Here is an 18,449-nt window from a genome sequence, read left to right as displayed (position 1 = left end):
TGGAGAAGCCTGTGTGTCCAAAAAAGTTGTCGGATAGATAGAAAATATTTTAGTTGTCAAAAAGCGTTATATGAGGAATATTTGATTGATTTGAAGGCGCTTCTGCATGAGTGTTGCATTGGTTGCGATAACAGGTGCGACGGGTTTTGTTGGGCGCGCGGTAGTTCGCCACTTGCTCGACAAGACTGACCATTCAGTCCTGGTTGCTGTCAGGGGTGCATATACGTCTCCTGCGGATCGCGTCGAAAGTGTGCAAGTGAGCTCACTTGCGGCGGATAACCAATGGGGATCTTTTGTAACCGGCGCTGATGTGGTTATCCATTGCGCCGCCCGTGTGCATGTAGTGAACGAGCATGCAGCCGAGCCGGATCAGGAGTATTTTCAGGTCAACGTCGCCGCCACGCTCAACCTTGCAGAACAGGCTGCGGCGGCGGGCGTAAGGCGTTTCATATTTCTGAGTTCTATCAAGGCCAATGGAGAGCTAACGCTGCCGGATGCGCCTTTTCGGGCCGATGACCCCTGTAAGCCACTGGATGCTTATGGCGTCTCCAAGCAAAAAGCCGAGGAAGGACTGCGTGAGCTGGCGGCCCGCACGGGCATGCAGGTGGTGATCATTCGCCCGGTTCTGGTTTACGGCCCGGGTGTGAAAGCCAACTTTATGAACATGATGCGCTGGCTCGACAGAGGCATACCGTTACCGCTGGGTGCGATCCACAATCGCCGAAGTCTGGTGGCAGTAGACAACCTTGCTGATCTGATCCTGGTCTGCGTCCATCACCCTGCTGCGGCGAATCAGACCTTTCTGGTCAGTGATGGGGACGATGTATCAACGACCCGGTTGCTGCAAGCGATGGGCAACGCGCTTGGCAGGCCTGCCCGATTGTTGCCAGTGCCTGCGGGAGTCTTGAAGGGCGCAGCGGCGCTGCTGGGGAAAAGAGCGTTTTCGCAGCGGTTGTGCAGCTCTTTGCAGGTCGATATCAGTAAAACCTGTACGATGCTGAACTGGCGTCCGCCGGTGAGTATCGAGGACGCCATGCGGGATACTGCTCGATATTATTCAAGGTATGAAAAGCCACGGTATGAACAGCTGGAACATGATAAGCATGATTGAGTGGCTGTCAGTAATCGCTATTGCGCTTCTGTCTCTGATTTTAACGTCGTTGTTGCGCAAGTATGCCTTGGCCAAAAGTCTGATCGACCTCCCCAACGCGCGTAGCTCGCATTCGATACCCACGCCACGAGGCGGCGGTGTTTCGATTGTCGTTGCCTTTTTGCTGGCGATATCGATGCTCGCCTGGGCCGGTCAGGTATCGACAGCGACACTGGTCGCCATCGTCGGGTCGGCAGGTCTTGTCGCATTGATCGGCTTCATGGACGATCATGGTCACATCGCTGCACGCTGGCGTCTGCTGGGGCATTTCGTTGCTGCTGGGTGGGCGCTCGCCTGGCTGGGCGGGTTGGCGCCGCTGAATATCATGGGATGGACTTTTGCACCCGGCCTGGTCGGACAGATTCTCGCAGCGTTCTATCTGGTGTGGATGCTGAACCTGTACAACTTCATGGACGGTATCGACGGTATCGCCAGCGTAGAAGCCGTCACCGTATGTGCAGGCATGAGTCTGATTTACGTTCTGGCCGGTTTCGCCGGGCTGGCGTGGAGCCCTTTGCTTCTGGCTGCGGCGGTCGCCGGTTTTCTTTACTGGAATTTCCCGCCTGCGCGAATATTCATGGGGGATGCCGGCAGTGGGTTTCTCGGGCTGGTCCTGGGTGTGCTATCCGTTCAGGCGTCCTGGGCGTCATCTCAGCTATTCTGGTCGTGGTTGATTCTGCTGGGTGTCTTTATCGTCGATGCTACCGTGACGCTTGGTCGTCGTCTGCTGCGCGGGGAAAAGGTCTATGAAGCCCATCGAAGCCATGCCTATCAGTTTGCTTCACGGCGCTACGGCAAGCATTTGCCTGTCACTCTGGCTGTCGGCCTGATCAATCTGTTCTGGTTGCTGCCCGTGGCGATGTGGGTGGCTTTGAAGGGGGGAGATGGGCTGATATGGACGGCCATTGCCTATATACCCCTTGTTTTGCTGGCATTGAGGTTCAGTGCTGGCGGGGCAGAAAGGATGTAACGAAGCGATTTTCTGGTTGTCTCAGACACGTAGATGTTTCACAGTTCCCGGTTTGAGTGGTGTTTCAGTCAGTGCACAACGGAGCATTAAACAATTGATGAGCAGGTTGCGAGCCAGATTGCTGGCTCTACCCCGCCGCAAGAAGCGCATCCTTCAGGTTGCTGCTGATGTGGTTCTTGTCTGGCTCGCCCTCTGGATGGCGTTCGTCGTGCGGCTAGGCATCGATGAACTCGTCAACCCGCTGGAAAAGCACACCTGGCTTTTCATCAGCGCGCCGTGTGCCGCCATCCCGCTGTTCATCCGTTTCGGCATGTACCGTGCAGTCATGCGTTATTTCGGCAACGATGCCCTGATTGCGATCATCAAGGCCGTGACCATGGCCTCGTTGATTCTCGGCTGCCTGGTCTACGTCTATAGCAATCATCAGCAACTGGTCCCGCGCTCGGTCATTTTCAACTACTGGTGGTTGAGCATGGTGATGATTGGCGGTCTGCGCCTGGCGATGAGGCAATACTTTCTGGGGGACTGGTTTGCGGCTGCCCAGCACGTGCCGTTCGCCAAAAGCAATAACGGTTTGCAGAAGGTGGCGATTTATGGCGCTGGTGCGGCGGGCAATCAGTTGGTCGCTGCACTGCGCATGGGGCGACTGATGCACCCGGTGGCGTTCATCGATGATGACGAGTCCATCTCCAATCGAGTGATTTCCGGCCTTCAGGTTTACAAGCCACGCAATATACAGCGCATGATCGATACCACGGGGGCCCAGGAAATCCTGCTGGCGATTCCGTCTTCGTCGCGCGGCCGTCGTCGCGAGATACTCGGCTTTCTGGAAGGTTTTCCGCTCAAGGTACGAAGTGTTCCCGGTTTCATGGATCTGGCGGCAGGTCGGGTCAAGGTCGACGACCTGCAAGAAGTCGATATCGCCGACTTGCTGGGGCGCGATTCCGTACCGGCGCGCGATAATCTGCTCGAGCACTGCATCAAGGGTAAGACCGTACTGGTGACCGGCGCCGGTGGTTCGATCGGTGCCGAACTGTGCCGCCAGATTCTATTGCTGCAGCCCACCCAGTTGCTGTTGCTGGATCACAGTGAATTCAATCTTTACAACATTTTGTCCGAGCTCGAACACCGCTCGGCGCGTGAGTCACTCTCGGTCAAATTGCTGCCTATTCTCGGCTCGGTGCGCAATCATCCCAAGCTGCTGTCGATCATGAAAACCTGGAAGGTCGACACGGTTTACCATGCGGCGGCTTACAAACACGTACCGATGGTCGAGCACAATATTGCCGAAGGCGTGATCAACAATGTCGTGGGCACCCTGTATACCGCTCAGGCGGCGCTACAGGCCGGGGTCGCCAACTTCGTTCTGATCTCCACCGACAAGGCTGTCCGGCCCACCAATGTCATGGGCAGCACCAAGCGTCTGGCCGAGCTCATCCTGCAGGCACTGAGTCGCGAAGCGGCCCCGGTTATTTTTGGTGACAAGGCCAACGTACATCAGGTCAACAAGACCCGCTTTACCATGGTTCGCTTCGGTAACGTACTGGGCTCATCGGGGTCGGTCATTCCATTGTTTCACAAGCAGATCCAGTCTGGCGGGCCGCTGACGGTGACCCATCCGAAGATCACCCGTTACTTCATGACCATCCCCGAAGCGGCTCAACTGGTCATTCAGGCAGGCTCGATGGGGCACGGCGGGGATGTGTTCGTCCTGGACATGGGTGAGCCGGTCAAGATTGTCGAGCTGGCCGAGAAGATGATTAACCTGTCAGGCCTGGCCATTCGTTCGGAAAAAAATCCGCAAGGCGACATATCCATCGAGTTCACTGGCTTGCGGCCTGGTGAGAAGCTCTACGAAGAGCTGTTGATTGGCGACAATGTCGTGGCTACCGAACACCCGATGATCATGAGCGCAAATGAAGATTTCCTGCCTTGGGATGTGTTGAAAGGTCGGCTGAACAAACTGCTGGATGCCGTTGAACGCGACGATTACAACAGCGTCCGTCAATTGTTGCGCGAAACAGTAAATGGCTATACGCCGGAAGGCGAAATTGTTGACTGGATGTATCAGGAACGCAGTGGTGAAAGTGATTCTTACTGACAATCTGCGTGTTTTTGCGAGTGTCGAAATACGCTGATTAATATGGACATACGTCGCAACGCAGCACTTCTTTTTTACCGGCACGCTGTGGTCTAAGTTTGGGGCACAGCATGTGGAATGCTGCCTTGAACTGCTATGGAGCTTTAACTATGCGAACCACTTTCTTCAGTGCTCTGATATTTTCCTTGCTCACCAGTGCTTCGGTTGCGGTGAATGCCGCCCCCGCGTCTCAGCCTCCAGTGGAGGCCGCAGCCAGCGCCGTTGTTCAGGAGCAGCGCAACGACAGGGTCAATCTGAATACGGCCGATGCACTGACCCTCCAGAAAGAGCTGGCCGGTATCGGCAAGAACAAAGCCGACGCCATTGTTGCCTACAGAGAAAGTAATGGCGAGTTCACGTCGGTGGATGAATTGATTGAAGTAAAGGGGATAGGCAAAGCTATTCTGGAAAGGAATCGTGACAAGCTTGCTATTCACTGAACGTTGTAGCTTTTGAAAAGAAAGGCCGATCAATGATCGGCCTTCCTTTTATCCACCGTTGTGTAGAACGTTATTCTGCAGTGCCTTCCGCTTCCATCGTATCAGTTTGCAGTTTTTCTGATCTCCTGTTTGAGATAGTCCCTGGTGGTATTCAGGATACGCTCTGACAGTTCCTCGTCGAACGCACTGCGCGACAGCACAAGACCGCCTACCAGGGTAGACAATATCGGCAGGCTTCTGGATTCGGAGCCTGTCGCGGGAAGGGTTTTATCAAACAGTTCGAGCAAATGAAGGATGATTTCATCTGTGACCTCGCTGGGTTGGTCGCGCTGCCCCAGTTCCAGGCACATGCTGGGCAGAGGGCATCCGCCATCAGGGGCGTCGCGGCTGGCTAGTGAGAGGTAGAGATCAATGAATTCACTGAGCGAGTCCGGTCTGGCGAAAACTTCGCTGGTGATTCCTTTTACCTCGTCGAGGGCGTGACTCAATGCCTGTTCGACCAGATCATCCTTGGATTTGAAATGCGCGTAGAAGCCACCATGGGTCAAGCCGAGTGCTTTCATCAAAGGTTGCAAGCCGGTAGCACCAATGCCGTCGCGGCGAAAGCGCATAGACGCTTCCTTGACGATGCGTTGGTGGGTTTGGGCCTTATGATCGAGCGCGTAACGCATGCGCTGAGTCTCCAGAGATGACCAAAGTGTCAGCGCATTTATACATGGATAGATGAATCGATGCAGCAGGCTTTCACTCCTGATTGCCGCTTGAAATCGAATCCTGCGAACCAATTCCGCTTTGGGCGTCCAGATAATGGGTCAGGCTAGCTCTGGACAGTTCGCCGAGATGGCTGCCGGTCAAGTGCCCTTGCGGCGAGTAGAACAGCGTCGTGGGGAGCGCCACAGAGCCGACTTGCCGGGCAAACTCGCCGTCCGGGTCGAGCAGACTGTTGCGCAGTTCCAGGCCTTGTGCCGACAGATAGCGACTGACCGTATCGGCACTTTCGGCCTGATTGACGAACAGAAATACGACGTCCGTCCGCTCCCGCTGCATAGCTTGCAGTACCGGCATTTCTCTCCTGCACGGCGGGCACCAGGTGGCCCACAGGTTGATGACCACTGGTTTACCTTGGTAGTCAGAGATCCTGACGGGTTCGCCCTTTGTGTTGCGCAGCGTTGTTTGCGGCAATGGCGCGCCTTGCTGATAGCTTCTCAGAATCAGGCCGCCCAATGTCCAGACAAACAACCCGGTGCCCAGCCCGAAGACCAGCGCGCGACGCCGCTGCGGGTGTCGCCAACCGAGGAGCAAAGCGCCCAGCACGGCACCGGCAATACCCGGCCAGATCAGAAAACCACCGTCACGGATGTCCAGCATCTGCCACGGCGAGTCACTGTATTGAGGGAAATAGGCGCCGACAAAGGCGATACGTGCCGTGAGGAGGCCAACAATGAACAGTCCGAATACGGCGGTCTTTTTCGGCTCGAGATGCCGTACGCATCGGCCTTCGACCAATGTTGCCAGCACAAGGGCGGTCAGCAGCAGCACGTGCGTCACTGCGATGGCAAAGGGTCCTGCGTTGATACTCAACATGTGTTCCGGCTCTTGAGGGCGCTTTCGCTGATCTGCGCAGTGACCTGCGCAGCTGAAAACTCACTGGTTTGGCGTGCGCGCGGCGATGGTATCGCCTGTCTCTTTTTATGCAGAACGCGCAACTGTGCCTGAATGTAAGGCGATTGATGGGCCTTCGATCAGCCGACCGCGTAAAAAACGCCTTGCGCACGATAAGAGGTCGATTGACCGCCAGGCCTTGCTCCAGAAGGCGTGCGCCATGGTAAGACCCTACGGCATGACGACTCTTGTCCTACAAGCCTTTGACTTCTTGCGCCAATCCCGGACAATCTCGCCCGCTGTTTTCGAGGGAGGTGCCGAGCTGCCGGCGTTTTTGACGCACCTCTCTTTTTGATAAACCGGCCACGGAGAGTCGACCGGATGAATGATCAGGCTAATGGCGTCGTAGAACGTCTGGACGTAGCTCCCGAGAGCATCGCCTCTTGGAACCGTAATGACACCACCTGGATGCTCGGACTATTCGGTACCGCCATTGGCGCAGGTACTCTGTTTTTGCCAATCAATGCTGGCATCGGGGGTTTCTGGCCTTTGATGGCCTTGGCGCTGCTGGCGTTTCCCATGACGTTCTATGCGCACCGTGGCCTGACCCGGTTCGTGCTGTCTGGCCGTGAAGGTGCCGATATCACGGAAGTGGTCGAGCAGCACTTCGGCAAGAGCGCCGGTGCGATGATCACCTTGCTGTATTTTTTCGCCATCTTCCCGATCCTACTGATCTACAGCGTCGCTCTCACCAACACTGTGGGTAGCTTTCTCAAGCACCAGTTGCACATCGCGCCACCGCCGCGTGCACTGCTGGCGTTCGTACTGATCATGGGCTTGCTGGCGCTGATTCGCTGCGGCGAGCGATTCATCGTCAAGGCCATGAGCGTAATGGTGTATCCGTTTATCGTTGCGTTGCTGTTTCTGGCCGTGTTTCTGATTCCACACTGGACCGGCGGGATTCTTAGCACCGCAACCACCTTGCCTGAGCCCGCGGCGTTTTTGTCGACCCTTTGGCTGGCGATTCCGGTAATGGTGTTCTCTTTCAACCATGCGCCGATCATCTCGGCTTTTGCGGTCGATCAGAAACGCCAGTACGGCGAGCATGCCGAGGTGCGCAGTTCGCAGATTCTGGCCCGTGCTCATGTGTTGATGGTGGTGATGGTGCTGTTCTTCGTGTTCAGTTGCGTGCTGACCCTGTCACCCGCGCAACTGGCTGAAGCCAAGGCACAGAACATCTCGATCCTGTCCTACCTGGCCAACCACTTCAACAACCCGACCATCGCATTTGTCGCGCCGCTGATTGCGTTCGTGGCCATTTCCAAGTCATTTCTCGGTCACTACATCGGAGCCAGCGAAGGCTTGAAAGGACTGGTTCTGAAGTCCGGACGCCGTCCGCAGGCGAAAGCGCTGGACCGTATGACGGCAGCGTTCATGTTGGTGGTGTGCTGGGTGGTGGCGACGCTCGACCCAAGCATTCTGGGCATGATCGAGAATCTGGGCGGGCCAGTGATTTCGGTGTTGTTGTTTCTGATGCCGATGTACGCGATCCACAAGGTGCCTTCCATGCGCAAATATGCAGGCGCGTGGTCCAACTATTTTGTGGTTGCTGCGGGTCTTGTAGCGATCTCGGCACTGATTTTTTCGCTGAGCCGTTGACCTGCTGATCACTTCAGCCATGCGAGCTGCGCCGGGATGTCGGTGCAGCTCACGGTCAGCTCTAAAATGCCCGGTCAGTCCACTCGTTCAGGATATAACGGCCTGGATAAATGCATGATGCTCGCATAATCGTAAACGTACTGCCGTCCTGCATGGCTGGTCGACCGCAGTTGGTCGATCAATTGTCGCTCTTTTTGGTTCAGGTACCTCAACGCCGGATCTTGACTGGACTTCAGGCGATCACGTTCATGGGCGTCAGGGAATGCTATGACGTTCGTCATGAAAAATCTCCTTGGTGTTAGTCCTTGCTTGCTTTGATGTAGACCCTGTTGCAGTTGTTTTTAGCGACGGCCCACCTTACCCATAAAAACTTGGCGTGATCAACCCTGTAATTGCGGGCTGTGTCACAAGGCTTGTGTGATCACGTAGGATTGTCCGCTGCCATTGATGACAATCTGCACCTCATCATTCTCGAGTTTGCCGAGCAGACTCTGCCCCAACGGCGCACGAGCGGTAATGACCGTGATCAATCGATCATTGGCGAACACCTTCAGCCCGGCAGCGTCCGGGCCCAGAAACAGATGCTGCGTCTGCCCGCTTTCTGCTTCGACGACGACCAGATCACCGGTCTGAATGCCGCGCGATTCATCAAACGGCTTGAGCGACCAGCTCTGATAGCGCGCAAGCGACTGGCGTATCTCTTCGACCCTTCGCGCCTGGCCCGCAGCCAGGTAAGACGCCTCCAGCCCCAGCGTGTCGTATTTGTTCTCGGCGATGTTTTCTTCGTGGGTGGCCGTTTCGTAAGCGGTCTGCGCTGCGCGTTGCGCAATGTCCAGGTCGATTTTCAGCGTGTGGATGATCAATTGCAGTACGTCTTGCTTGTTCATGAATTATCCGCAGAACTGATTGATGCTGGCACGGCTCTTTTCGCTGGGCGCAGTGCGGTCCTGCTGTAGCCAGAAGTCGCATTTCGAGCGGCTGAAGGTGCGCTGTTGCTGCTCCTCAACCTGTTCGCGAGCCTGTCGGGCCTCGCTTTCACGCAGGCTTTGCTCGTACTTGCGAAACATTTCGGTCTCCGGTTCGGCTACCTTCCCGGCCTTCTGTGCAGGCGGAGCGCTGAGCTGTGTGGCTGCCTGTTCCAGCGCCTGGGTCTGGGCGGGTGGCAGACTTTTGTAATACAGCAGGCCGGTCAGAAATACAGCCATCGCACCCAGCCAGATGCCCAGTGCGATGCAGACAATCAGCTTCAATGACACATACAGGTCGCGACGGCGGGTGACGGATGACATGGCTGGACTCCTTTCAGGGACAACAGATGCAATTGTGCCATGCCTGATGGCCGGGCATGAAAACTCGACTCACGTATTTCCGGGTGGCAGGCTGGTGGCGAGCGGCCGTTTTGAACGACAATCCGCGTTTTGCCATCCAGACTCAGGGAGCAGGATGAAAGCCTCTTGGGATATTTTTTGCAGCGTAGTCGACAACTACGGTGACGCGGGCGTGACCTGGCGTCTGGCGCGGCAACTGGTTGCCGAGCACGAGCTGAATGTGCGCTTGTGGATAGACGACTTGTGCGCCTTTGCCCGGTTGTATCCGGACGCCGATCCGCAGGCCTCCCAGCAGGTGCATGCTGGCGTGACGGTCTGTCACTGGCCTGCCGAATGGGTTGACACCGACATCCCGGATGCCGTCATCGAAGCGTTTGCCTGCCGCCTGCCGCCGTCTTATGTCGAATCGATGCTGCAAAGTTCGCCCCGGCCTTTTTGGGTGAACCTTGATTACCTCAGTGCTGAAGACTGGGTGCCGGGCTGTCACGGTTTGCCTTCTCCGCAATCCAATGGCTTGAAGAAATTCTTCTTTTTCCCCGGATTTCCGGAAACCACCGGTGGCCTGTTGCGTGAAAAGGATCTGATCGGCCGGCGACAGGCCTTTCAGCAAGACCGCGCCGCACAGCGGATTTTTTTGCGCGGGCTGGGTGTCGAGCCCACGGCCGACGCCCGCCTGATGTCGGTATTTTCCTACGAAAATCCGGGGCTGGGCAGTTGGCTTTCATTACTGGCCTGTGACAGCCGCCCGACTCACCTGCTGGTGCCGGAAGGGCGCATTCTTGGCGATCTGCAGCGCTGGCTTGGCATTGAGGAGGCGCTGAAGGCCGGTGCGCTACAGGTGCGCGGTGTGCTGACGGTTCAGGTGCTGCCGTTCATCCGCCAGGAACACTACGATTGGTTGCTGTGGAGCTGCGATTTCAACGTGGTGCGCGGCGAAGATTCGTTCGTTCGCGCCCAGTGGGCCGCGCGACCGATGCTCTGGCACATCTATCAGCAGGAAGACGACGCCCATCTGCCCAAGCTCGACGCATTTCTGAAGCTCTATCTGGACGGGCTTTCGCCACTTGCCGGACAGGCTTTGCACCGGTTCTGGCACAGCTGGAATACGGGCGGCGACCTGGTCAGTGACTGGCAGGCCATAGCGGATCACTGGCCGGAAATCGAAAAACACGCCGAGCGCTGGTGTCTGCAACAGGCCTCGCAGACTGATCTTGCCACGGCGCTGGTACAGTTTTGTGGAAATTCGCTATGATACGCGGCCTTGATATTAGGCTCTGTACGAAAAGTGCCTGCGCAGGCCATTTCTCGTACAGAGCCTTTGGTTAATTCATCCAAATTCGGATATATGCAATGAAAACTGGTAAAGAGCTGAAACCCGGTACCGTGATCCGTCTCGAAAACGATCCTTGGCTGGTTCAAAAAGCTGAGTTCACCAAATCCGGTCGTAACAGCGCGATCATGAAAACCAAGCTGAAAAACCTGCTGACCGGTTACAAGACCGAGATCGTTTACAGCGCCGACGACAAGCTGGACGACGTGATCCTCGATCGCAAGGAAGCCACCCTGTCTTTCATCAGCGGTGACACCTACACGTTCATGGACACCACGGACTACACCATGTACGAGCTGAACGCCGAAGACATCGAAAGCGTTCTGCCATTCGTTGAAGAAGGCATGACCGACGTCTGCGAAGCCGTGTTCTTCGAAGACCGTCTGGTGTCCGTAGAGCTGCCGACCACTATCGTGCGTCAGGTTGACTACACCGAAGGTTCCGCTCGTGGCGATACTTCGGGCAAGGTCATGAAGCCAGCCAAGCTGAAAAACGGCACCGAGCTGAGCGTTGCTGACTTCATCGAAATCGGCGACATGATCGAGATCGATACCCGTGAAGGCGGTTCCTACAAAGGCCGTGCCAAATAAGCATGGTGTTGTAACCCCGTTACGCAAAAAACCCGCATCGCTGCGGGTTTTTTTACGCCTGAAGTTTGCGGCGCGCAATTATCTCAAGTGCTATCTCAACTGCTACTTCAAGTGTTCTTTCAGTTCTTGAGAAGCCTGCAGGATCGCCGAGCGAACAGCCGGGACCTGGCTGACCACATTGAGCAGTCCGTAGTCGTGGATCATGCCGTTGTAACGCACGGCCGTGACCGGCACCCCAGCCTGATCCAGTTTGCGGGCGTAAGCTTCGCCTTCATCACGCAACACGTCAGCACTGGCCGTCTGCACCAGCGCAGGCGGCAGACCCTTCAGTTGTTCAGTGGTCGCACGCAGTGGCGATGCATAGATCTCGTTACGCTGCGCAGCATCCGTGGTGTAGTTGTCCCAGAACCACTTCATCATGTTGCGGGTCAGGAAGTGGTCTTCGGCGTACTGGTCGTAAGAACCGGTGTCGAAGTTGGCGTCGGTCACTGGCCACAGCAACACTTGATACCTCAGCGCCGGCGTGCCTTTGTCTTTGGCCATCAGCGCCACCACCGCCGCCATGTTGCCACCGACGCTGTTGCCAGCCACCGCCAGGCGCTTGCCGTCGACATTGATCTCTTTGCCGTGCTCGGCAACCCACCGGGTCGCGGCATAAGCCTGGTTGATCGCCGTCGGGTAATGCGCTTCGGGTGAAGGTGTGTAGTTGACGAACACAGCAACGGCCCCTGAACCCGCCACCAGATCACGAACCAGACGCTCATGAGTCTGGAAGTCACCCAGCACCCAACCGCCACCATGGAAAAACATGAAAACCGGCAACGTCCCCTTTACGCCAGCAGGCCGCACGATATTCAAACTGATGGACTGGCCATCCACCTTGATCGTCTTCTCGCTGACATCAGCCTTGGGCAGGGTCAGTTTGACGCTCGCTTGCGCGCCAACCAGCACGGCACGGGCATCTTTGGGCGACAACTGCTCGATGGGCTTGCCGGTGCCTGAGTTCAAGGCATCGAGAAATGCCTGAGTGTTGTGCTCGATGGCTGAATCACCTGCGGCAAAGGCGCTGCCGATGGACAAAGCGAGAAGGGTACCGGTCAAGACTTTGCTGATCGTTTTCATGTTCTTTTCCAGAGGCGAGTGGGTTCAGACCGTTACGTGCAGACGTACGTCAACATTGCCGCGTGTGGCGTTGGAGTAAGGGCAGACCTGATGCGCCGCGTCGACCAGTTGCTGAGCGTCGGCTTGTTCAAGGCCTGGCAGGCTGACGTGCAGGTCGATGTCCAGGCCGAAACCGCCAGGAATCTTACCGATACCGACGTGCGCCGTGATCGAAGAGTCGGCGGGAATGCTGCGTTTGCTCTGGCCGGCCACGAATTTGAGCGCGCCGATGAAGCAGGCCGAATAGCCCGCTGCGAACAACTGCTCAGGGTTGGTCGCTTCGCCGCCTGCACCGCCGAGTTCTTTCGGAGTCGCGAGCTTGACGTCGAGAATCTTGTCGCTGGAAACGGCGCGACCATCACGGCCGCCGGTGGCGGTGGCTACTGCGGTATAGAGAGTGTCCATGGATTTCCTCGCTTTGTTTGGTTTCGGTGCGCAAAATGCTTGCGCACTAACTAATTACAGGGCAAAGGTAGCTCGCAGATAGTTTGCGCGCAAGTTAAATTTTCAGGGCGACAATGAGGTATTGATCAGAGGAGGGGGTTATCGATGCGCTTGCGGCGCGTGCCGAGATGTAACAAAGACAGGCTGGTCGGCGAATGCCTCATTGCAGGCGACAGAAAGTCGCCCGCAGAGGTGATGTCAAAGGCTCTGCTGCAGATGGTCACGCAAGTCCAGCAACCGGGCTTGCAGCTCACGAAGTGTGTCCATGGTCAGGCCGCTGGACGAGAGGATACAGCCTGGCACGCTCAGGGCTTTGTGTTGCAAGGCCCGACCTTGTTCGGTCAGGTGCAGCAACACCACGCGCTCGTCTTCCTTGCTGCGGGTTCGGCTGATGAAGCCTTCGCCTTCAAGGCGCTTGAGCAAAGGCGTCAGCGAGCCCGGATCGGTCAGCAGCCGCGTGCTGACATCACCTACGGTCAGCCCGTCCTGCTCCCATAACACCATCATCGCCAAGTACTGCGGATAGGTCAGCCCCAGTGCCTGCAACAAAGGTTTGTAGACCTTGGTCATCATCAGTGAGGTGGAATAGAGGGCAAAACACAATTGGTTGTCCAGCAGCAACGAGTCACAGTCGGCGGCTTGAAGGTGAAGCGGGCTCTTGTCTGCACTCATGTCAGATCCTCGTACTCGGTGAAATGAGTTTAACTCAGTGTTGCGCTGTGCAACGCGCCGGATAATTTCCCAGTGTGCAGGCGGGCGGCAATGTCATCATGTGCTGCAGATGAAAAAACAGGCATTACCGGGTGTTGATCGCGGGCAGGACTGCGTAGCATTTGGCCATTGGATGGTTGGGGACCTAGGGAAGGTCTGAAAAAGCCTTTTCTTCAAAAGTCGAAGCCAGTAAATACAGGCGCTCCAGCCCGGTTCCTCTCCAAAAAAATGGGCTTTTTCAGAGGATACCTAGTGTGATTGAAATTGTAATGTTCGTGTTGCTCGGCGCGGCGATGGGTACGCTGGGCGGATTGTTCGGAATTGGCGGCGGACTGGTGGCGATTCCGGCATTGGGCGTGCTGTTCGGGCTGGATCAACAGCTGGCGCAAGGCACCGCGCTATTGATGGTACTGCCGAACGTATTGCTCGCCTTATGGCGTTACAACCAGCGTAACCGGATCTTGCTGCGCAATGCGCTGATGCTGATCATCCCCAGTTTCTTTTTTGCCTGGCTCACCTCGCTGCTGGCCGTGCGTGTCGATCCGCAAGGCATGCGCCTGGGCTTCATCGGCTTTCTGGTGGTGCTGACGGTATTCAACGTTGCGCAGATGTATTGGCGTAGCAAGCAGGCCGGCACCGGGCTGCGTCATGAAAAATGGCTGTGGCTGCTGGGCGTCGGTTCCGGAGTGACCGGTGGCCTGTTTGGTGTGGGCGGCGGAGTCGTGGCAACGCCGATCCTCACCAGCGTGTTCGGCGCAACGCAGGTGGTCGCGCAAGGGCTGGCGCTGTCGCTGGCCGCGCCGAGCACCGGTATCACGCTGGTCACCTACGCACTGCACGATCACGTCAACTGGTCGATGGGCATCCCATTGGCGATCGCTGGTCTGGCCAGCATCAGTTGGGGCGTCAAGCTGGCGCATTCGCTGCCGGAGCGCACCCTGCGCCTGATGTTCTGCGTGTTTCTGGTGCTGTGTGCGGTGATTCTCGCCCTTAAAGTCTGAACCCGTCGATGATGTAGTCAGCCATGCATTCGGTGATGGGCGAGGGTGTTTTCGGGTTGCGCAACAAAACGATGCTGGCGGTTGGCAGCTGCGGCAATTGCTCCGCCTCGCCCAGAATGCGCAGCTCCGGTGTCACCAGGCTTTGTAACTGCGCGGTCACGGCCAGCCCGGCGCTGACCACCGCGGTAATTGCCGCCATGCTGGAGCTGCTGTAGGCGATGCGGTAATCGCGCTCCACGCTGTCCAGCGCGTTGCAGGCCCAGTCGCGACAGAAACAATGGGTATTGAACATCGCCAGCGGTATCGGATTCTGCTCATGAGGGGCGAAGCCGATGGCCTCGATCCAGACCAGACGTTCCTGACGCAGCAGTGTGCCGATCTCGGTGCCAGGCTTGCGCGTCACGATGGTCAGATCCAGATCGTGGCGCTGCAACAGCAGGTCCGAAGGTTCGCAATGCACCTCCACCTGAACCAGCGGATAGGCCTGCGCGAACTGCGACAGAATGCCTGGCAGAAAGCGCATCACGTAATCGTCGGGAGAACCGATCTTCACCACGCCGACCATGTGCGGCTCGCGTAGCGTATTGAACACCTCGCTGTGCAGCTTGAGGATTCGCCGCGCGTAACCGAGCAGAACCTGACCCTCCGCTGTCAGGTTCAGCGTGCGGCCGTCACGCTGGAACAGCTGGCGCTGCACCACGTCTTCTTCCAGCCGCTTCATCTGCATGCTGACCGCCGACTGCGTACGGTTGACGGCTTCGCCTGCGCGAGTAAAACCACCGTGATCGGCAATCGCCACGAAGGTGCGCAGCAGTTCGGTATCAATGCTCGGATAGTGGGCCAATACATCAATCTCCCAAATGGAATGCATAAGAAACATTCGTTGGATTGATCCTACGCCGAGCGCGAGACTTTAGTCATCTCACATGGAGGACTAAATGATGAAAGGTCAAAAAGAGTGTGCAGGGGTTGCCGCATCTGTCGGGCATTTGCAGTTGGGCAAGGCGTTGATTGCGCTGAAGCGGCGCTTGCAACGCTGGCGGGAACTGCATCGCCAGCGTCGCTTTCTGGCGCAGATGAGCGATGGGGCGCTGAAGGATCTGGGGCTGAGTCGGGCCGACACTCAGCAGGAAGTCGAGCGTCCGTTCTGGGACGACCCGCTCAAGCGCTGAGCGGGACATTCTGCTCTGTTTAGCGCCTGACCTGTTTCAGGGTTTCGGCGATCAGAAACGCCAGCTCCAGAGACTGATCGGCGTTCATGCGTGGGTCGCAATGGGTGTGGTAGCGATCCGAAAGGCCGTCTTCGGTGATCGGTCGGGCGCCGCCGATGCATTCGGTGACGTTCTGGCCGGTCATTTCAATGTGGATGCCACCAGCGTAGGTGCCTTCGGCCTGATGCACCTGAAAGAACTGCTTCACTTCATTGAGTATCTGCGCAAAGTCACGGGTCTTGTAGCCGCTGCTGGCCTTGATCGTGTTGCCGTGCATCGGGTCGGAACTCCACAGCACCTTGCGGCCTTCGCGCTCGACGGCACGGATCAACTGCGGCAGATGGTCAGCGACCTTGTTGGCCCCCATGCGCGCAATCAGGTTCAGGCGCCCCGGATCGTTATCCGGATTGAGGATGTCGATCAGACGAATCAGGTCGTCGGTGTTCATGCTCGGGCCGACTTTCACGCCGATCGGGTTATTCACCCCGCGCAGGAACTCGACGTGCGCGCCGTCTGGCTGGCGGGTGCGGTCGCCGATCCACAGCATGTGCGCCGAGCAGTCGTAATAGTCGTTGGTCAGGCTGTCGCGGCGGACAAAGGCTTCTTCATAATTGAGCAGCAACGCCTCGTGGGCGGTGAAGAAGCTGGTTTCGCGCAATTGCGGCGAGCTGTCCATGCCGCAGGCACGCATGAACGCCAGGGTTTCATCGATACGCCCGGCCAGTTGACTGTACTTTTCGGCCAGCGCCGAGTTGGCGATGAAATCCAGGTTCCACTTGTGCACCTGATGCAGGTCGGCGAACCCGCCCTGGGCAAACGCGCGCAGCAGGTTGAGGGTCGCGGTGGACTGGTTATAAGCCTGAACCAGACGTTCCGGGTCTGGCACACGGCTTTTCTCGTCGAAACCGATGCCGTTGACGATGTCGCCGCGATACGCCGGAAGCGTAACGCCGTCGATGGTTTCGTCATTGGCCGAGCGCGGCTTGGCGAATTGCCCGGCCATGCGTCCAACCTTGACCACCGGACAACCGGCCGCGAAGGTCATCACGATTGCCATCTGCAACAGCACCTTGAAGGTGTCGCGAATCTTCGCCGCCGAAAACTCCATGAAGCTTTCGGCGCAATCGCCGCCTTGTAACAGGAACGCACGCCCCTCGGTCACCTCGGCAAACTGGCGACGCAGCTCTCGGGCTTCGCCGGCGAACACCAGCGGCGGGTAGCTGGCCAGCGTCTGCTCGACCTTCAGCAGATGCGCGGCGTCGGGGTAGTGAGGTTGCTGCTGAATCGGCATTGCCCGCCAGCTGTCGGGGCTCCAGGGTTGGCTCATTATTGGCTCTAGGGTTGTGCAATCGGACCGGTATGTTAGCAGTTAGTCGTGGCCCTGGCAGTGTGGCACGCAGCAGTCAAATAGCCTTGCAGGCCGCAAGATGTGACAAAGCTGCGCGCTTGCCTGACAATTCGCGTTTTGCGCCCGGCGCAACCAGAACCAGGAACGGTAATGACGGAAGAGCGTGAGCGCGTAGAGCGAATACTGGCCGAGGTGCATGACGCTTTCGGCATGATCCGCGTGCTGGAAGTGGAGGATTACCGCTTCCTCGAGTTTGGCGATGCAATCGAGCAGAGTTGCACGTTCGTGGCCGACCCGAGCTGGCTGGAGTACGACTACACCCGCGCCATGCTGATTGGCGCGTTGTGTCACGACGCACCGGACAGCGCGCTGTTTCTGGGCCTGGGTGCCGGAACACTGACGCAGGCGTGCATGAAGTTTCTGCCGCTGGAAGACGTGGAAGTGATCGAGTTGCGCCCGGACGTGCCGCGTCTGGCCATGGAGTTCATGGGCCTCGATGACGATCCGCGTCTGTATATCCGCATCGGCGATGCGCTGGACCTGCTGGACAGCGCCGAAGCGGCCGACCTGATCTTCGTCGACCTGTACACCGATGTCGGTCCTGGCGTCGGGCATCTGGCCTGGAATTTTCTGCAGAGCTGCCAGCAGCGCCTCAACCCCGGCGGCTGGCTGATTATCAACCAGTGGGCCACCGACGATGGCAAACCGCTGGGCGCGGCATTGTTGCGCGGTCTGTACCATCGCCATTACTGGGAACTGCCGGTCAAGGAAGGTAACGTCATTCTGATCGTCCCTGCCGATCTGGATCAGACGCTCGATATCGGGGCGTTGCGCCAGCGAGCGGAAGCGCTTGCGCCTCGATTGGGCTATTCGCTGGAATCGTTGATCAGCGCCGTTCGCTCTGCAACCTGAACGGGGTCGCTCATGGCAAGCGTGGTCTGAATTCCAGGTGAGACAATTCGCCACACCATGCAGGTCGCAATACGCATCAGTTGCAGGAACAGATGAAACGTTTAAGCGACAAGCCCCGCAAATGCAGGGCCGCGCCGTGTCGAGTCAGTTTCGCCCCGCGTTGAAGGCCTGCTATTGCTCGGGTTGAGGGTAATGTTTCGTAAAAAAAAGACTCACTCATGCGCGTAATTCCGGTATAGTACGCGCCGGCCTTAACAGGGCCCTCGTCGAGGTATTGCAGTTCCCCGAAGCCAGCTTCGGTCGCTTGTTCGCATAGCGGACTAGCCTAGACGATTCATTCATCAAACGTTTTCGCAAATCCCCGCCGACAAAGCAGCCAGGGTGACCTCAAGGTCGTACACGGCACGCGCAGCTTTGAAGCATGGGTCTTTGCGGATGCACTAGAGGCAGAC

20 protein-coding genes are annotated in these 18,449 nt (G+C 57.4%); 10 read left to right on the top strand and 10 right to left on the bottom strand.

Features of this window, described 5'->3' with window-relative positions; genetic code table 11:
* Positions 1 to 106: 106 nt before the first annotated feature.
* The 4 genes from BLT55_RS13945 (at position 107) to BLT55_RS13930 (ending at position 4,700) form a co-directional block, all read left to right on the top strand.
* Positions 107 to 1,111 (top strand): UDP-glucose 4-epimerase family protein, encoded by a 1,005-nt coding sequence (locus BLT55_RS13945; protein ID WP_054999569.1) that lies wholly within the window; start codon positions 107 to 109, stop codon positions 1,109 to 1,111.
* The gene (locus tag BLT55_RS13940; RefSeq protein WP_054079640.1) at positions 1,104 to 2,120 is read left to right on the top strand and encodes an MraY family glycosyltransferase; all 1,017 of its coding nucleotides are present in this window, start codon (positions 1,104 to 1,106) and stop codon (positions 2,118 to 2,120) included. The genes BLT55_RS13945 and BLT55_RS13940 overlap by 8 nt, the downstream gene beginning before the upstream one ends.
* A 97-nt stretch (positions 2,121 to 2,217) precedes the next feature.
* A complete protein-coding gene (locus tag BLT55_RS13935; protein ID WP_054999570.1) occupies positions 2,218 to 4,221 on the top strand; it encodes a polysaccharide biosynthesis protein in 2,004 nt (667 codons plus the stop codon).
* 149 nt (positions 4,222 to 4,370) lie between these two features.
* On the top strand, positions 4,371 to 4,700 hold the full coding sequence (locus tag BLT55_RS13930) for a ComEA family DNA-binding protein (RefSeq protein ID WP_054999571.1): 330 nt from the start codon (positions 4,371 to 4,373) through the stop codon (positions 4,698 to 4,700).
* A gap of 101 nt (positions 4,701 to 4,801) precedes the next feature.
* On the opposite strand, the gene BLT55_RS13925 is transcribed toward BLT55_RS13930, so the two are convergent.
* Positions 4,802 to 5,371 carry a TetR/AcrR family transcriptional regulator gene (locus BLT55_RS13925; protein ID WP_054999572.1) on the bottom strand — a complete coding sequence of 190 codons (570 nt, stop codon included), beginning with the start codon at positions 5,369 to 5,371 and terminating at the stop codon, positions 4,802 to 4,804.
* A gap of 73 nt (positions 5,372 to 5,444) precedes the next feature.
* A complete protein-coding gene (locus BLT55_RS13920) occupies positions 5,445 to 6,284 on the bottom strand; it encodes a TlpA disulfide reductase family protein (protein ID WP_054999573.1) in 840 nt (279 codons plus the stop codon).
* 399 nt (positions 6,285 to 6,683) lie between these two features.
* Here BLT55_RS13920 and BLT55_RS13910 point away from each other — a divergent pair, with 399 nt between their 5' ends.
* Positions 6,684 to 7,961, top strand: a complete 1,278-nt coding sequence (locus BLT55_RS13910) for an aromatic amino acid transport family protein (protein WP_054999574.1) — start codon at positions 6,684 to 6,686, stop codon at positions 7,959 to 7,961.
* Positions 7,962 to 8,035: 74 nt separating this feature from the next.
* Here BLT55_RS13910 and BLT55_RS13905 read toward each other — a convergent pair whose 3' ends face one another.
* From BLT55_RS13905 to BLT55_RS13895, 3 genes are all read right to left on the bottom strand, one after another.
* Positions 8,036 to 8,242 (bottom strand): hypothetical protein, encoded by a 207-nt coding sequence (locus BLT55_RS13905; protein WP_054999575.1) that lies wholly within the window; start codon positions 8,240 to 8,242, stop codon positions 8,036 to 8,038.
* A 123-nt stretch (positions 8,243 to 8,365) separates the two neighbouring features.
* Positions 8,366 to 8,848: a GreA/GreB family elongation factor gene (locus BLT55_RS13900; protein WP_054999576.1), complete on the bottom strand. Its 483-nt coding sequence runs from the start codon at positions 8,846 to 8,848 to the stop codon at positions 8,366 to 8,368.
* 3 nt (positions 8,849 to 8,851) lie between these two features.
* On the bottom strand, positions 8,852 to 9,250 hold the full coding sequence (locus tag BLT55_RS13895) for a hypothetical protein (RefSeq protein ID WP_007251430.1): 399 nt from the start codon (positions 9,248 to 9,250) through the stop codon (positions 8,852 to 8,854).
* Positions 9,251 to 9,404: 154 nt separating this feature from the next.
* On the opposite strand from BLT55_RS13895, the gene earP reads away from it, so the two are divergent.
* Positions 9,405 to 10,541, top strand: coding sequence for an elongation factor P maturation arginine rhamnosyltransferase EarP (gene earP / locus BLT55_RS13890; RefSeq protein WP_054999577.1), 1,137 nt, complete (start codon positions 9,405 to 9,407; stop codon positions 10,539 to 10,541).
* A 98-nt stretch (positions 10,542 to 10,639) separates the two neighbouring features.
* On the top strand, positions 10,640 to 11,209 hold the full coding sequence (locus BLT55_RS13885) for an elongation factor P (protein WP_002554550.1): 570 nt from the start codon (positions 10,640 to 10,642) through the stop codon (positions 11,207 to 11,209).
* A 102-nt stretch (positions 11,210 to 11,311) separates the two neighbouring features.
* Here BLT55_RS13885 and BLT55_RS13880 read toward each other — a convergent pair whose 3' ends face one another.
* From BLT55_RS13880 to BLT55_RS13870, 3 genes are all read right to left on the bottom strand, one after another.
* Positions 11,312 to 12,331 (bottom strand): alpha/beta hydrolase, encoded by a 1,020-nt coding sequence (locus BLT55_RS13880; protein WP_054999578.1) that lies wholly within the window; start codon positions 12,329 to 12,331, stop codon positions 11,312 to 11,314.
* Positions 12,332 to 12,355: 24 nt separating this feature from the next.
* On the bottom strand, positions 12,356 to 12,775 hold the full coding sequence (locus BLT55_RS13875; RefSeq protein WP_054999579.1) for an organic hydroperoxide resistance protein: 420 nt from the start codon (positions 12,773 to 12,775) through the stop codon (positions 12,356 to 12,358).
* A gap of 237 nt (positions 12,776 to 13,012) precedes the next feature.
* Positions 13,013 to 13,486 carry a MarR family winged helix-turn-helix transcriptional regulator gene (locus BLT55_RS13870; RefSeq protein WP_007251426.1) on the bottom strand — a complete coding sequence of 158 codons (474 nt, stop codon included), beginning with the start codon at positions 13,484 to 13,486 and terminating at the stop codon, positions 13,013 to 13,015.
* 293 nt (positions 13,487 to 13,779) lie between these two features.
* Between BLT55_RS13870 and BLT55_RS13865 the strand changes: the two genes are divergently transcribed.
* Positions 13,780 to 14,526: a sulfite exporter TauE/SafE family protein gene (locus tag BLT55_RS13865; protein ID WP_055000269.1), complete on the top strand. Its 747-nt coding sequence runs from the start codon at positions 13,780 to 13,782 to the stop codon at positions 14,524 to 14,526.
* Here the strand turns inward: BLT55_RS13865 and BLT55_RS13860 are convergent.
* Positions 14,516 to 15,397 carry a LysR substrate-binding domain-containing protein gene (locus BLT55_RS13860; protein WP_055000270.1) on the bottom strand — a complete coding sequence of 294 codons (882 nt, stop codon included), beginning with the start codon at positions 15,395 to 15,397 and terminating at the stop codon, positions 14,516 to 14,518. The genes BLT55_RS13865 and BLT55_RS13860 overlap by 11 nt on opposite strands.
* Positions 15,398 to 15,464: 67 nt before the next feature.
* Here BLT55_RS13860 and BLT55_RS13855 point away from each other — a divergent pair, with 67 nt between their 5' ends.
* Complete coding sequence (locus BLT55_RS13855; protein WP_055000271.1) at positions 15,465 to 15,698, top strand: DUF1127 domain-containing protein; 234 nt, start codon at positions 15,465 to 15,467, stop codon at positions 15,696 to 15,698.
* 19 nt (positions 15,699 to 15,717) lie between these two features.
* Here the strand turns inward: BLT55_RS13855 and BLT55_RS13850 are convergent, their stop codons facing one another.
* Complete coding sequence (locus tag BLT55_RS13850) at positions 15,718 to 17,064, bottom strand: class II 3-deoxy-7-phosphoheptulonate synthase (protein ID WP_055000272.1); 1,347 nt, start codon at positions 17,062 to 17,064, stop codon at positions 15,718 to 15,720.
* A 171-nt stretch (positions 17,065 to 17,235) separates the two neighbouring features.
* Here BLT55_RS13850 and BLT55_RS13845 point away from each other — a divergent pair, with 171 nt between their 5' ends.
* Positions 17,236 to 17,997 (top strand): spermidine synthase, encoded by a 762-nt coding sequence (locus BLT55_RS13845; RefSeq protein ID WP_055000273.1) that lies wholly within the window; start codon positions 17,236 to 17,238, stop codon positions 17,995 to 17,997.
* Positions 17,998 to 18,449: the final 452 nt, after the last annotated feature.

Source organism: Pseudomonas cannabina, assembly GCF_900100365.1.
GTDB classification, from domain to species: Bacteria; Pseudomonadota; Gammaproteobacteria; order Pseudomonadales; family Pseudomonadaceae; genus Aquipseudomonas; species Aquipseudomonas cannabina.
Note: the sequence above shows the minus strand (reverse complement) of the source record. Positions and strands in the feature narration are given on the sequence as shown.